This is a genomic window from Paenibacillus sp. CR_12 (genome assembly GCF_041953985.1).
In the GTDB taxonomy this organism is placed as follows: Bacteria; Bacillota; Bacilli; order Paenibacillales; family Paenibacillaceae; genus Paenibacillus_AQ; species Paenibacillus_AQ lautus_A.
The window spans coordinates 82,054-95,769 of sequence record NZ_JAVFHO010000005.1; the positions used below are offsets into that span (position 1 = coordinate 82,054).

Annotated in this window: 15 protein-coding genes; 7 read left to right on the forward strand and 8 right to left on the reverse strand. The window is 52.4% G+C overall.

Going from position 1 to position 13,716, the window contains the following annotated elements; all coding sequences use genetic code 11:
- Positions 1-24: 24 nt before the first annotated feature.
- A complete protein-coding gene (locus tag RB297_RS19170) occupies positions 25-657 on the reverse strand; it encodes an NAD(P)-dependent oxidoreductase (protein ID WP_375121155.1) in 633 nt (210 codons plus the stop codon).
- Between the two features lie 365 nt (positions 658-1,022).
- Here RB297_RS19170 and RB297_RS19175 point away from each other — a divergent pair, with 365 nt between their 5' ends.
- Positions 1,023-1,916, forward strand: a complete 894-nt coding sequence (locus tag RB297_RS19175) for a hypothetical protein (protein ID WP_192569833.1) — start codon at positions 1,023-1,025, stop codon at positions 1,914-1,916.
- Positions 1,917-2,296: 380 nt separating this feature from the next.
- On the opposite strand, the gene RB297_RS19180 is transcribed toward RB297_RS19175, so the two are convergent.
- Together RB297_RS19180 and RB297_RS19185 are read right to left on the reverse strand one after the other, a co-directional pair.
- On the reverse strand, positions 2,297-3,049 hold the full coding sequence (locus RB297_RS19180; RefSeq protein WP_375121156.1) for a MerR family transcriptional regulator: 753 nt from the start codon (positions 3,047-3,049) through the stop codon (positions 2,297-2,299).
- A gap of 21 nt (positions 3,050-3,070) precedes the next feature.
- Entirely contained in the window at positions 3,071-4,054 is a 984-nt protein-coding gene (locus tag RB297_RS19185) for an alpha/beta fold hydrolase (RefSeq protein WP_375121157.1), read from the reverse strand.
- Between the two features lie 148 nt (positions 4,055-4,202).
- Here RB297_RS19185 and RB297_RS19190 point away from each other — a divergent pair, with 148 nt between their 5' ends.
- On the forward strand, positions 4,203-5,114 hold the full coding sequence (locus RB297_RS19190; RefSeq protein WP_375121158.1) for a hypothetical protein: 912 nt from the start codon (positions 4,203-4,205) through the stop codon (positions 5,112-5,114).
- 237 nt (positions 5,115-5,351) lie between these two features.
- Here RB297_RS19190 and RB297_RS19195 read toward each other — a convergent pair whose 3' ends face one another.
- From RB297_RS19195 to RB297_RS19210, 4 genes are all read right to left on the reverse strand, one after another.
- Positions 5,352-5,573 carry a YezD family protein gene (locus tag RB297_RS19195; protein WP_009595967.1) on the reverse strand — a complete coding sequence of 74 codons (222 nt, stop codon included), beginning with the start codon at positions 5,571-5,573 and terminating at the stop codon, positions 5,352-5,354.
- A 145-nt stretch (positions 5,574-5,718) separates the two neighbouring features.
- Positions 5,719-6,585 carry a sulfate ABC transporter permease subunit CysW gene (gene cysW / locus RB297_RS19200; protein ID WP_375121159.1) on the reverse strand — a complete coding sequence of 289 codons (867 nt, stop codon included), beginning with the start codon at positions 6,583-6,585 and terminating at the stop codon, positions 5,719-5,721.
- A 14-nt stretch (positions 6,586-6,599) separates the two neighbouring features.
- Positions 6,600-7,448, reverse strand: coding sequence for a sulfate ABC transporter permease subunit CysT (gene cysT, locus RB297_RS19205; RefSeq protein WP_375121160.1), 849 nt, complete (start codon positions 7,446-7,448; stop codon positions 6,600-6,602).
- A 38-nt stretch (positions 7,449-7,486) separates the two neighbouring features.
- The gene (locus RB297_RS19210) at positions 7,487-8,563 is read right to left on the reverse strand and encodes a sulfate ABC transporter substrate-binding protein (protein ID WP_036664629.1); all 1,077 of its coding nucleotides are present in this window, start codon (positions 8,561-8,563) and stop codon (positions 7,487-7,489) included.
- Positions 8,564-8,923: 360 nt separating this feature from the next.
- Between RB297_RS19210 and sleB the strand changes: the two genes are divergently transcribed.
- Complete coding sequence (gene sleB, locus RB297_RS19215; RefSeq protein WP_009595961.1) at positions 8,924-9,583, forward strand: spore cortex-lytic enzyme; 660 nt, start codon at positions 8,924-8,926, stop codon at positions 9,581-9,583.
- Positions 9,584-9,739: 156 nt separating this feature from the next.
- Here sleB and RB297_RS19220 read toward each other — a convergent pair whose 3' ends face one another.
- A complete protein-coding gene (locus tag RB297_RS19220; RefSeq protein ID WP_012818830.1) occupies positions 9,740-10,813 on the reverse strand; it encodes a lactonase family protein in 1,074 nt (357 codons plus the stop codon).
- Positions 10,814-11,050: 237 nt separating this feature from the next.
- On the opposite strand from RB297_RS19220, the gene RB297_RS19225 reads away from it, so the two are divergent.
- The 4 genes from RB297_RS19225 to RB297_RS19240 all read left to right on the forward strand — a co-directional run bounded on the left by RB297_RS19225 (position 11,051) and on the right by RB297_RS19240 (position 13,715).
- Entirely contained in the window at positions 11,051-12,211 is a 1,161-nt protein-coding gene (locus tag RB297_RS19225) for a stalk domain-containing protein (RefSeq protein ID WP_375121161.1), read from the forward strand.
- A 163-nt stretch (positions 12,212-12,374) separates the two neighbouring features.
- Positions 12,375-12,761, forward strand: coding sequence for a hypothetical protein (locus RB297_RS19230; protein ID WP_012818828.1), 387 nt, complete (start codon positions 12,375-12,377; stop codon positions 12,759-12,761).
- A gap of 137 nt (positions 12,762-12,898) precedes the next feature.
- Complete coding sequence (locus RB297_RS19235; protein ID WP_012818827.1) at positions 12,899-13,309, forward strand: hypothetical protein; 411 nt, start codon at positions 12,899-12,901, stop codon at positions 13,307-13,309.
- A gap of 196 nt (positions 13,310-13,505) precedes the next feature.
- Positions 13,506-13,715: a DUF6199 family natural product biosynthesis protein gene (locus tag RB297_RS19240; protein WP_304146749.1), complete on the forward strand. Its 210-nt coding sequence runs from the start codon at positions 13,506-13,508 to the stop codon at positions 13,713-13,715.
- Position 13,716: the final 1 nt, after the last annotated feature.

A 13,716-nucleotide genomic window follows, 5' to 3' on the forward strand; every position in this document is an offset into this window, starting at 1 on the left:
ACGACTTCGCTTGATGCCTGTCGATTAATAAGCAACGGTAAAACGGGACTGAATGAACTGCGGATCGTCCAGCTCATCAATCACGGCTACCGCAAAATCTTCAACCGAGATCCGGCTGCTTCCGCTCTCATCCGTCACCAGGCGGTCCATGCCGATCCGGAATTGTCCGGTACGTTTCCCCGGCTCGATGATGGCCGCCGGACTGATATACGTCCATTCCAGATCGCTTTCCTTATAAAGGTCGTAAGCATCCGCATGCGCACGGGCAAGCGGTCTGATTTCTTCCGGAAATTCCGGGGTTTCCATAAGCGGTACCCCGCTGTCGGCGATCAGGCTGCCTGCGCCGCCAACGATCAACAGGCGGGTTATGCCGCCGCGTCTCGTTCCCTCCACAATGGTCCGCGCGGCTGCTACAAGCTCCTCTTCTTGGCCGAACTTCGGACCGAAAGCGCTGATCACGGCATCGTGTCCCTGAACAGCCTCTTCCAATGACGAAGGATCCATCACATCCGCTTTGACTTTCTGTAATCGCTCATGCTCCGCTTCAAGGCGATCCGGATTACGCAGCACCGCCGTTACCTCGTGTCCCCGGCGCAGCGCTTCTTCCGTAATGCGTTTCCCGATCGTCCCGCTTGCTCCAATCAATGCTACCTTCATGTTCATCGCTCCTTCGTTTAAAAATTATACTACATCACCCAGGATGGGGAATGGTTCTCTTATATCTTAAGTAGTAGTATGAACACCCGGTGCCGCGTATAGCCGTACTTGGTCGATCGCACCTCCTATTTACTTATCCCCTTGCAGACCTCTTCAAACTCCACTTATTCATTTTTCCTCAAAACATTAGATCTTTAGACCTATGAATTGCGATATAGTTTTCACCGATAGAATACATAAGTGCACATTTATGAAAATATATATTTGGCGTAATGACTTCTAACGCAATACTAATGGTATACGCTTGTCGAAGATTGTCCTATTGCTTATGTTTAAATCGTAATGAAAAGGAGAACATCCATCCTATGAAAAAACAATACGTCCGCTTGCTGGCTCTCTGTCTCGCCGGCGGCCTGCTGCTGCTAAGCAGTCTGTCCCTTCATCCTGATGCCGCGGAAGCGAAACCCAGCCAGAAGGCAACCTGGTTCTGGGATACCCCGCAAATCAAAGACTCCGCCGATGACATTCTGAGCTTTGCCGGCAGCCAGGGAGTGAACGTGCTCTACCTGCAGATGAACCGCGATGTCCGTCCCGAGTATTACCGCAGCTTTATCCGCCAAGCAGGAGTGCAAGGGATCGAGGTCCACGTCCTCGGCGGGGCGCCGAACTGGGCGCTGGAATCGGAACGTCACCGGCTGGAGACGTTTATTCAATGGACCGCCGAATATCAAGCTTCCGCTGCCCCGAATGAGCGCTTCACCGGCATCCATGTCGATATCGAGCCGCATGTGCTGGCCGAATGGAAAACGAACCAGTCCTCGGTCGTTAAGCAGTGGCAAGCGAGCGTCCGTTATCTGGTCGATGAAGCGCACAAGCTGAATCTGCCGATCGGCTCCGACATGACCTTCTGGCTGCATACCTACCGGCTGCCGGATCAGTCGATGTCGATCAGCCGCTGGATGATCAAGCAGTTCGACCAGATCGTCATTATGGCCTATCGCGATCAAGCGGATAACATATACAACCTCGCCGCGACCGAGCTAAAGGAAGCCGACGAACTCGGCAAGGAGGCCCTGATTGCCGTGGAGACCAAGTCCAGCAATGAGGGAGCTTACATTACCTTTTTCGAGGAAGGCACGGCCTATATGGAGGAACAGCTGAGCAAGGTATGCACCAAGGCGGAAAAGCACCCTTCCTTCTCCGGGTTCGCCATTCACGACTACAGGTACTGGAAGGAACTTCATGACTCCGATCGATAACGTTGCGATCCTTACATTATGGCATTAAAAAAAGATGGCGTTTCAAGAGGGTGTGTCCTCTGGCGCCATCTTTTATGTTTAGATGAAGGAACTTATCCTCTCCTTCGGGTAAAAGGCCTGATCGCCTTCAAACCGTCAACATGAGAAGCAGTACATAACCGACCGTCATTTTCGCGCGTTGAAGCGGCGCTTTTTTTACCTGCACTTCCATCACCCCGGCCCCTCCCTCTCTTCGATGTCTTATTCATATACTATATGCGGCTCGGCCCCTTTTGTTACCTTGAGGAAACATTGTTTACCAAGAGAAAAACCGATCCGTCATGAATAGTAGCATACGATCAAGCTTCCTGCACTGGAAGCGAACCCGGGCAGCATGCGGCTCATTTACGATCAGCATAGCGCTCTATGACGTCCTGCAAATATTGTTCTGCTTCCATTACAAGCTGACGCTCTCCAGCGTTCCATTGATCCCGATTGTTATCGACCGCTAAAAAGGCAGCATGAATCCGTTCGTCGCCATGGGTCACACGTTGAACCATCTGTTGCCATTCTTGGGCTAAGGCCCTGGCTAAACGGGACTCGATGGGGACGTTTGAGGCCTTATAAGCTGCAGCTTGCAGCGATATTTTTCTGAACGTATTGTAAAAATCCAATACCGCCTGCTCAGAGTCAAATACTTTTTGAAACAGCCGCGCGTCTTCCTCCGAAAATTCGTATTCTTTCCAAGCCGACATATCGACCTCATTCAACGAACGCATAAGATGGGCTAACAGCTCCCAGGGTACGTTGTACCCTTCTTTCATCATTTCCTTTGCCACATGCAATCCGTCAAGCTTGGCTTGGATGCTCTCTTTCTGTGAATAAAGGACCGATGCCTGGTAATCTAGAATGTTCTCGATATCCTGCTCCTCGGTGCCCACAATCAATTGTTCTTTGATCTTTTTTAAAGAGAAACCGATGGCTCTATAGAACATAATCAGCTCAAGTACATACAGCTGTTTATCATAATATACTCTATGCCCCAGCTCATCTCGCTCCGCTTTAAGAATCCCTTCATTATCGTAGTACTGAATGGTTCGCGGTGTTATTCCCGACAATCGGCTGATTTCTTTTACGGAATATTTTTTCCCCATGAACCCATCCCTTCCTGTCCCTTACTCGATTTTCGCTAAAAAGGCTTCTATCGTTTCCAGTAACTCTTCAGGGTGTTCCCCGTTAATCGCATGCGAGGCCTCTTCAAATAAAACCATCTCGCTATTAGGGTCTTTCAAGGCATCCATCCCCGTTTGATACGACTTTTCAGCATGGTGCATCGTCGATTGTCCAGCTAAAATACCGAGCACCGGTATCGTCAGCTCAGCTAATTGTTCCGGTTGGATGGCTTCCGGCATGGGCAGCTTGCTCTTGAATGTCCGCATACCGGTTTCGATTAATTTGGCGGTCGGATCGCTGTCATCGACTTCAGCCCCGCCGGATATATAGCTGAGCATTTTCTCCCGGATCGGCTTGGGCACCATGGGCACCGTCGCCGGAATGGAGGCCAGTATCATTTTCAATGGAATGGGGCCGAACACATAGACGGGGTCCAGCAATATGAGCGAGTGAATCTTCTCCGGATGCTTGAGCGCCAGATTCGCCGCACTCCACCCGCCGAACGACAGCCCTAATAGGTGGATCTCTGATTCCGGCAGCTGATCCAATACTTGCCCTAACCATGCTGCTTGGTCCGCAGCGGTTTCAATCCGTCTGGTTTCTGTGCTTAAACCCGGTTCTCCTATCAAATCAACGGTGTATACAGGCCGGTGTTCTAAAAAGCCGCTAAGATTGTCCTCCCACATGGGGGTAGCAGATCCCTTTCCCGGAAGCAGCAACAAAGGCGTTTTGTGCGGCGTGTCGCTCCCCTGGAACTTGTAGAGCTGCACCACGCCAAAATCGGTATGAACCTTGATCGACTCAACCGGTTCTGGCAAGTGACTCATCGCCTCCTCATAAGCCGCCGCATATTCCTTCTGCCCGTCCTCTGTAACAAAACCGCTTAACGACCCGTCATCTCTGAATAGAAAGCCTGCTACCGTCAGTATAGCTAGGATCGCAATGAGAATGCTACCCAAGATAATCCATCCTTTTCTTCGTTTCACTTCAATCCCCTCCTAAGGCGACTATAAGCTATGACGTAACGTTATACGCAACCCCCATGCGCTCTATAGCTGCCTGTTACCGAATCGGCTTGAAATCCCTTCCTTCTTGTGCAATAGTGAAAGGTAGAATATTGAAGGAGGGATCCGCTTGTCCCTTACGGAATGGATGGTTGATATCTTTGGCTCGCTGGACGGGCTCGTGGCCGCGCTTCTTGCCACTGCGGTATTTGCGGGCCTGTACATATACAGTGCGTCCCGGCTGCTCGGTGCACGCAAGGATTCGCTCGCTCGCATTCGTCAGACCTTGACGGTCTACGCCAGGCTGGCAGGGCTTCTCGGCACGCTGATCCATCGACCGACCCGGACGGCCGTCCCCGAGGATCTGCTGATCCGGCTTCTGCAGGAATGCAAATCCGCTGACCTGTTGACGCGTGAGCTCCACGAACAAATGGATATTTTTCTAAGCGATCGCGATGAATCCCGATTGACGACGCTTCACAAGCTGCTGGTCCGCGAGATCAACAGACTCATGAAGGAGCGCGACGAGCTGGTTGGACGGCTGGAGAAGCCCGGCTGGGGGATGGGCTTGTGGCTGCTCCTAAAACCTGCCGTACCTGCCCTTTCACTGGGTGCCGCGCTCCTATGGACGGCGGTCCTTGCGGAGGAACTCAGGCAAACATCGGCCTGGGCAAGCCCCGAGGTTTGGTGTTTATGGCTCTCCAATATCATTGCCACGATCTCTTTCTACCGTTTATTGATGGATTCGAGAAGAAAAACGCATGGCATGATTTATACCGTGCTGCATCTGCTGATTGTGGCTTCGGCCTTATTTAATCTGATCGGCGGCGAAGCCTCGCCTTACGTTCTGGCTACCCAATGCTTGCTCTATCTGGCGGGTTTCCGGGTAACGGCCACCCGTAAGCGGCGTGAGCGGCCCTATGCCGGCCATCCGGAGCTGATGGAGCAGTTCCTTCATCCTGCCGGGGATCACGATCCTCTAAGCGAAACAACAGGCGCAGGCGAGCCGGAGATCGGCAGCAGCCCGCTCCGGTCGCGATAAGATGCCTGATACATGAATACGATTAACAAACAGCCCGGCCGATTCAACGGCCGGGCTGTTTGTATTATTCATATACTCTATCTCTAATAGAAAAGAACTCCCGCATGATTCCCAAAGCGCGTTCCCCTGGTCTACTTGGTCAACACCCGTGGTGTCTTACCCATGTCGACTGGACAGGCTGCACTTCACGTTATCTGGCGGAAGTTCTTTTTACGGTACCTGGTAGCTTTTGCTTGGTCATCTTGTATTCGTTCTTCGCTGTTGGCCGGATGCCCGGGACGATCCTGACGTCTTGACCGCTCCGGAGGCCGTATTCTCGAAACGCTTGCGCTCCGTTCGTTCCATCTGAACGATTTGACCCTCATGCACTACGATTTGCAGCGAACCGAATTCCATGTCGTTCAGCAGGCTTGCTATGCGCTCGAGCCACATTTCATCCACTTTTAATGGTTTAGCCATGGATACGCCTCCTCACCGGGCAAAGCCCTCATTTATTCACTCATCTTCATCAGCCGAAGACACATTCACAATGTAAACGATCATTATTCATTCTTTTCCAACCAATATAGTATGAATTAACCTTAGCATGGGTTGGAAACGACTGTCAATGGGCATTTTTTCGCGTAAACCAATTTTTAAGCAGCAGCGTAATCACGGCTAACAACAGCAATAAGGAGGCCACCGCGAACGATGCCGAAAACTGATACTCATTGTACAAAATCTCGACATGAAGGGGCAGCGTATTGGTCTCTCCGCGGATATGGCCGGATACGACGGACACGGCCCCAAACTCGCCCATGGCCCTGGCATTGCACAGAATGATGCCGTACAGCAGTCCCCATTTGATATTGGGCAGGGTGACCCGCCAGAAGATTTGCCAGCCCTTGGCGCTGAGCGTTACAGCCGCCTCCTCTTCCTTCGTCCCTTGGTCCTCCATCAGCGGGATCAGCTCCTTGGCCACAAAAGGAAACGTAACGAATAACGTAGCCAGAACGATGCCGGGCACGGCAAATATGATCTTGATATCATGGCTTTCGAGCCAAGGGCCAAACCAACCCTGACGGCCGAAAATAAGCACGAAGATGAGGCCTCCGATAACCGGCGATACCGCGAACGGTAAATCCAGCAGCGTAATCAGCAAATTTTTGCCTTTAAAGCGGAACTTCGTTATGGTCCAAGCCGCGATGACGCCGAATATCGAATTCAGCGGTACCGCAATCGCCGCCACCAGTAAGGTCAACCGCAGCGCGGACAAGGCATCGGGATCGGACAAGGCCGCGATATAAACCTCCCATCCCTTCTTCAGCGCTTCGGACAGCACCGTAACGAGCGGCAGCACAATAAGCCACAGAAGCACAAGGCCAGCCAAACTAATGAAGGTCCATTTCACCCAGGTTTTCTCCGCTGCAGCCGGAGAGGGCGATGTGCCTCGTTTCCCTGCCGGGACGGCAGCGGGTACGGTTCCAGCCATAGAGTTCCCCCTCCCTAGCGCGCGGTTTTCCGCGTCCAGTGTTGTAAAAGATTGATTCCGAGCAGCAGCGCGAAAGAGATGAGCAGCAGAATCAAGGCAACCGCCGTAGCGCCGGCATAATCAAACTGCTCCAGCTTCGTCATGATCAACAGCGGCGCAATCTCCGTCTTCATCGGCATATTTCCCGATATGAAGACGACGGAGCCGTATTCTCCGATCCCCCGGGCAAAAGCGAGCGCAAACCCGGTCAGCAGCGGCGGAATCAGAGTCGGCAGAATGATGGTGCAAAACGTGCGCCACCGGCCTGCCCCTAGCGTGGCTGCCGCCTCTTCCGTGTCCCGCTCCGCGTCCTCCAGCACAGGCTGTACCGTCCGCACGACGAACGGTATGCCGATGAACATCAGGGCCAGCGTGATGCCCAAGGAAGAGAACGCCGCCTTGATGCCGAGCGGCTCCAGCAGCGATCCGATCCAGCCATTCGCGGAATAGATCGCGGTTAATGCCACCCCCGCCACGGCCGTTGGCAGGGCGAAGGGCAGGTCGATCAGGGCATCCCACCATTTTTTGCCCGGAAAATCATACCGCACCAGCACCCAGGCCAGCAGCAGCCCCAGTATCGTATCCGCTAATGCGGCCAGCGCCGCCGTCGTCAGACTGACCCTGTAGGATGCCAGCACCCTCTGATCGGTTGCAACCGACCAGAACTTCTCCCAGGTCAATCCGGTTTGATTAAGAAGCAGCGCCGATAGCGGCACGAGCACAACCAAACTCATATAAAGGACAGTCAGTCCCATGCCGACTCCAAAACCCGGGAGCACCCTGCGATGATTTCTGCCTTGCTTCCGTACGGGGAGTACCGTCATATCCACTCATCCTTTCCTGCCTTCGGCGGTTATGCCGATCAGCTGCCTGGCACGTAAATCTGATTAAAGATGCCGCCGTCATTAAAATGCTTGGTTTGCGTCTCTTCCCATGTTCCAAACACGTCCTTGAGCGTAAACAATTCGATGGCCGGGAATTTCTCCTTGTATTTGTCGGCTACGCTGGCAAGCGTCGGACGGTAGTAGTTCTCCGCCGCAATCGTCTGCCCCTCTTCGCTGTACAGGTATTCCAGATAGGCTTCGGCCACCTCCCGGGTGCCGCGCTTGTCAACGTTCTTATCCACGACGGCAACCGGCGGTTCTGCCAAAATGCTGACGGACGGGTTCACGATTTCGAATTTATCCGGTCCCAGCTCGTTAATCGAGAGATAGGCTTCATTCTCCCAAGCCAGCAGCACGTCCCCGATTCCGCGTTCCACAAAGGTGGTTGTCGCTCCCCGTGCGCCGCTGTCCAGCACCGGCACATGGGTGAACAGCTCTTTCACGAATTCCTGTGCTTTCGCTTCGTCGTTGTTGTTAACCTTGAGTGCATAACCCCATGCCGCCAGGTAGTTCCACCGTGCACCGCCGGAGGTCTGCGGGTTCGGCGTGATGACCTCCACGCCCTCCTTAATCAGATCCGGCCAATCCTGGATGCCTTTCGGGTTTCCTTTGCGGACGAGGAAAACGATGGTCGAGGTGTAAGGCGCGCTGTTATGCTCAAACTTGCTCTCCCAGCCTTCATTGATCAATCCGGCCTGACGGATCGCATCGATATCGTATCCGAGGGCCAGTGTCACCACATCCGCCTCCAAACCGTCGATAACCGAACGGCTTTGCTTTCCCGAACCTCCGTGCGATTGCTTAAACGTCACCTTCTGGCCTTGTTCCTTCTCCCAATGCGCCGCGAATGCCTTGTTGTACTGATCGTATAACTCCCGGGTCGGATCGTAAGAAACATTAAGCAGTTCCACGCTCGGCTTGCTTGAACCCGAAGCAGGCGTTGCTTCGCCGGCGGTTGCGGCCGTTTCTGTTTTCTGTGAGCCGCAAGCCGTCAGCGCCGCCGTCAGCATGACTGTTAATCCGATGAGAACCCCTTGCTTCAACACCTTTTTCATATGGATCACTCCCCCTATTCTTCTCTACTAAACAGGCCCCATGGCAAAAAAAGACGGAGGAAGGCTCATCGGAACAGAGTCAAGCCGGTTTGCAACCGTGCCTGCCCTTGTTCTTCGAGCGTTCCTCCGTCGATACGGTGAGAACAATATATTATAATTCCTACCTGTTTAGTATGTTATGTTGCTATTGTAATAAGTCCCCCTTCTGCTGTCAAACCTTTTTTTCAAAAAATTTCAAGTTTAGGACCATTCGGACCATAGAACCATTTTTGGTACAACAAACGCAGTCACGGCGCGGATTTCCATTTACTGATGGTTGTATGAACCCGTTTCCAACCTTATAATTCTACCCCAAAGGAGTTGATCACGATAAGAAAGCCAATACGGAAAATCATATCTGCTTTTTTCCTTAGTGTTCTTCTGATCCTGCCGACATTCGCCCAAACGACGGAGGCCGCTCCGCTGTTAAAGCCCGGCAGTGAAAACGGGGATGTCTGGGACCTTCAATATCGCCTGAAAACGCTGGACTTCTACACGCAGCCGCTGGATGGCAAATATGGCGCAAACACGAAAGCAGCCGTTAGCCGTTTTCAAAAAGAATACGGCGTGCCAGCCGATGGAATTACCGGTGCGCAAACCTGGAGACAGCTGAAAAAATATACGTTGAATCAATCCGAAATGGACGTCATGGCCAAAGTCATTTACAGCGAAGCCCGCGGTGAGCCGTACAAAGGGCAGGTTGCGGTCGGGGCCGTTGTCATGAACCGCATTCAATCCAGCGAATTTCCGAATGACATTCGGGGCGTCGTCTTTCAAAAAGGGGCTTTTACGGCCGTGGATGACGGACAATACTGGCTGACGCCGAACCGTTCCGCCTATCTTGCCGCATTGGATGCCGTTCGCGGCTGGGATCCGACTTACGAATCCCTGTATTATTTCAATCCTAAAACCGCGACCAGCGACTGGATCTGGTCCAGGCCGCAAGTGCTGCAGATCGGCAATCATATTTTTGCTCATTAAGGATTCATTCAGTTAAACTTTCATTAGCTGAAACACACGAAGACAGAATTTTCGACGCCTTGTTCCTTGTACGTCGCTGCGGGCAAGGAGAGACGCATAAAAGAAGCAGCTTGATTCCCTTCCCGGGTCTTCAAGCTGCTTCTTCTTTCATATAAGTTAACGTTTGTTTGCTTTGGCCTTCTCCACGGGACAAATGCACACCGGGCGCGTGACTTCCAACGTATAGCCCGTAGAGACCAGATTCCCCGTATCCGGGTCGATCCGGAAACTTGCGATCAATCCGTTATCCTGATTCGCCGTAAGCAGGAAGCCATCCGGCAGTATATTGAAGTGGCGCGGCGTTTTGCCGCCGGAAGACACCCAGTTGACGGCACGGAGCGTACCGGCTTCCTGGTCGATTACATATTGGACGATGCTGTCATGGCCCCGATTTGAGGCATACAGGTAACGGCCGCAAGGAGATACCAGCAGATGGGCCGATGTATTGCTATCCATCACGACGTCCTCCGGCAAGGTCGAGATATGCTGCAATATTTTCAGATCCCCGAACGTTGCGTCGTTCGCGTATGCCGTTACCGTGCTGTTCAGCTCGTTCGTGCCGTATACCCACTTGCCAGACGGATGAAAAGCCACATGCCTCGGGCCGGATCCTGGCGGCAGGCTGATCTCGCGGTGGGTCACCAGCTTTCCGTCTTCCAGCCGGTACACAATCACGTCATCCATCCCCAGGTCACTGACCAGGATATACTTGTTGACCGGGTCTTGGAATATCGAATGGGGATGCGCCTCAGATTGACGGTCATCGCGAAGGCCGCGTCCGCTGTGCTTGATCTTGGAGGCCAGCTCGCCGACCCGTCCGTCCTGCTCCAATGCCAGCACCGAAATCTGTCCATCGCCGTACCCTGTCGTAAGCAGATGCTTCCCGTCCGTTGTGCGGGATACATGACACGCGCCGGACGAGCCGGTAGACTGAACATTCAGCAGCGTCAATTCGCCGGTGACCAGATTGGCCGAATAAGCCGACACATCGCTTTCGCCCTTCTCGCTCGCCGCATACAATACGGAAATCGAGTCATCGAAATCCAGATAGGTCGGGTTCTCGATGCCTGCCGTACCGCCTAACAGGCGCAGCTCCCCGGTAGCCCGATCCATCGCCCCCCAATGAATGCGATTCTCTTCTTCCGAACCATAGGTTCCTATGTAAAATATCAGTTCCTGTCCTGCTGTCATGTGATCCACTCCTTTGTCTGATGAATGATCCGGTGGCCCGGCCTGATTCTTACTATGTATTACCCATCGGAGCCCCATGCCTACCGCCCTTTTTTAAGTCGTTCCGGCAAGCCGTCACCGCGCTGTCTCTACCAATTACTGCACGCAAAGAAATGTATTGCTACCATTGGTTTTATCATGTACGATTACCACAATTACCTCTCTATTCTATCATTCGTTGAAGGAGATGACAGCACATTGAAGAAAAAAATCAGCCTACTGGCTATCGCTTTCCTGTTCTTGATCGCAAGCGCGGCCCAAGCCGCTCCGGCAAAGGATCAAGGGAAAATCAGGGTTTATCTCGATAACCGGGAAATTCAATTTGCGGCGGCGCCGATCATGAAGAACGGAGTCACTTTCGTTCAATTCCGCCCTTTGTTCCAAGCCCTGGATTATAAGGTCCATTGGAACGGCGCGAACAAGCAGGTAACGGGTACATATCTCGATCAGAAGCTGCAGATGACGATCGGGCAGAAGACCGCCTATGTCAATGGCGCAAAAACCACGCTGCAGATCGCTCCTTTCACTCAAGGCGGCAATACGCTGGTTCCCCTTCGTTTTGTGGCTGAAGCCACCGGACTCCCGGTAAAGTGGGATTCCAAGGCGCGTACCGTCAAGATTGACCGCGAGGGTGCGACCGCCAAAGCCGAAGACGAGGTGAAGAAGCTTTACCATATCATTGAAGAGGCTGGAAGCGCCAAGAAACTGGACGAAGTTATGAGCGTATTCCACCCCGAATCTCCCGTTCTTGCGGAGGTTAAGCAAAACTATCAGGATCAATTCAAGAACGACAAACATGTATCCGCGGACGTATGGGATGTAGCGGTAGCCGGAACGTCGATCCACGCCTACACCAGTGTGAGCCTAGACCGCATCGGCGGGCCGTTTGCATGGGATGTTACGCTCCATTACGAGAATCTCCTGAAGAAGGATGCGTCGGGCGCATGGAAAATCTATGATTTGAACCTGTACGAGACAGAATATTTCCTCGGAGACAAACTGCTTGAAGCTCGTCCCGTAGTGCCGGAAGCGGAGCAGAAAGCCATCGTGGAGTCTATCGACATTCAGTACAAGGGCTTCAATGAGGAGAATGGCCCGCTGCTCATGTCCGTCATTCACCCGGACTCGGTCTTCCACGAGATGTTCCAAACCAGCATTGAGGAAGGCATCTTCGATGAGGTGAATTTCAACCTCAAATCGGAGGAGCTCCGGACGGTCTTCTTCCAAGGTGAAGACGCCGTCGTTTATGCCGAAGAAAGCGATGATGCGGACGGCGAAACGATTTATTCGACGTCGCTCTACTGGCTCAAGAAAACCGAAGGCAAATGGCTGATCTATGACGTGCTGGAGCTTGAATAGATTGCGGATATCATGAAAAGCTTACGTAATAACCGTGAATTCCCGGCAAGGGAAATTCGCGGTTTCTTTTTTTGCATCTTCTTTAATTAAATCCTCCTCCGTCTAGGTCTACTTCGCCCCAGGTGACATATATCATAATAGTAATCCATAAAGGAGGGGTTTTATGGGGATTAAATTAATCAAAATCGCTGCTGTTTACTTCGTGCTCGGGGTGCTGCTCGGCATGTACATGTCGATCACCCACAGCTACGATTACGCCTCGGTTCACGCACACGTCAACCTTCTGGGCTGGGCGTCCCTGGCTCTTGCAGGCGTTATTTATGTTCTGTTCCCGGCTGCCGGGGAGTCCACTGCCGGCAAAGTGCATTTCTGGCTGCACAATATCGGTCTGCCCGTCATGATGATCGGTCTTGCCCTGCTGATGAGCGGCATCGAATCGGTAGAGCCGGTCATTGCCGTGGGAGGCGTTCTGGTAACGCTGGGCGTTCTCGCTTTCCTCTATAATGTGTTCACCCATGTGAAGAGCTCGCAGAGTAGAAGGAAACGCTGACTTTTTTCCTTAAAAAATCGCCTATTGAGGGCGATTCTTTTTCATGTTTCAAACTGCTCCTTAAGGGAAGATGGGTCACAGTTACCGACTATTGGGTAAAAGTAGATACCTTTCTCTTTGAAGGAGGCAACATAGACATGGAAACGAACTCGGCAATTCAAGTCCAATTCCACTGCCGCCAGTGTCAAACGGAAATCGGGGTTACGTTCACATCCGAACAGTTCACCACGGTTCACTGCCCGCAGTGCGATTACAGCTATTCACTCATGCGACCGACCATCGGGGAAGAGATATTGCTTGATTGGGAGAAAGAAGCCGTATTCCAAAAAGTCCGCGCAGACCAAACCGAGCATGACAAAATGGAGCTGATGCTCCTCGTCATTAAGGTTGTCGAGCTGCTGACCTGGCGGGATGAAGGCAACGGCCATATCCGTGCCATCGAAACGCTTCGCCAATGGCTGATCCTCAACGGCGTGCCCAAAGCTCTGATCGAGCTGCTGGATGCTAAAGGACCGGCAGGAAGCTCCCCTACCGAGCGCAGGGAATAGCGGCATCGACCCATGATCCAGGATTTAAATAAATGAGAAAAAAGGAACCGTCCTCCGGCCTTCATGGTCGGGGGCGGTTCCTTTTTCGTGTCCTAAATACCCTGCGTGTCCTAAATTTCGGACCATCCTATTTTTCATGTAACGGAACTTACTGCTAAAACCATTCGTAGTAACTCTTAAGAGAGGGGCTGATCAAATGTTCGATTTCATTTCTGTGCTGTTCATGGGTCTTGCGCTCACCGGAATCGGCATTTATGCCATCCGCAATCCGTACTCTTGGTGGTTCAGAAGATCGAGAGATGACACGGAACCCAGCGATCTGAGAATATGGTACTTAAAACTTATGGGTAAAGTAACCATGGCATTCGGCGCATTGGTCATTCTGATGAGCTTTCAGCATCTCTAAT

Bases quoted from the DNA above. Each gene is read 5' to 3' on its own strand.
- RB297_RS19170 (WP_375121155.1), bottom strand. From the start codon at position 657: ATGAAGGTAGCATTGATTGGAGCAAGCGGGACGATCGGGAAACGCATT.
- RB297_RS19175 (WP_192569833.1), top strand. From the start codon at position 1,023: ATGAAAAAACAATACGTCCGCTTGCTGGCTCTCTGTCTCGCCGGCGGC.
- RB297_RS19180 (WP_375121156.1), bottom strand. From the start codon at position 3,049: ATGGGGAAAAAATATTCCGTAAAAGAAATCAGCCGATTGTCGGGAATA.
- RB297_RS19195 (WP_009595967.1), bottom strand. From the start codon at position 5,573: ATGGCTAAACCATTAAAAGTGGATGAAATGTGGCTCGAGCGCATAGCA.
- cysW (WP_375121159.1), bottom strand. From the start codon at position 6,585: ATGGCTGGAACCGTACCCGCTGCCGTCCCGGCAGGGAAACGAGGCACA.
- cysT (WP_375121160.1), bottom strand. From the start codon at position 7,448: ATGACGGTACTCCCCGTACGGAAGCAAGGCAGAAATCATCGCAGGGTG.
- RB297_RS19210 (WP_036664629.1), bottom strand. From the start codon at position 8,563: ATGAAAAAGGTGTTGAAGCAAGGGGTTCTCATCGGATTAACAGTCATG.
- RB297_RS19220 (WP_012818830.1), bottom strand. From the start codon at position 10,813: ATGACAGCAGGACAGGAACTGATATTTTACATAGGAACCTATGGTTCG.
- RB297_RS19230 (WP_012818828.1), top strand. From the start codon at position 12,375: ATGGGGATTAAATTAATCAAAATCGCTGCTGTTTACTTCGTGCTCGGG.
- RB297_RS19235 (WP_012818827.1), top strand. From the start codon at position 12,899: ATGGAAACGAACTCGGCAATTCAAGTCCAATTCCACTGCCGCCAGTGT.
- RB297_RS19240 (WP_304146749.1), top strand. From the start codon at position 13,506: ATGTTCGATTTCATTTCTGTGCTGTTCATGGGTCTTGCGCTCACCGGA.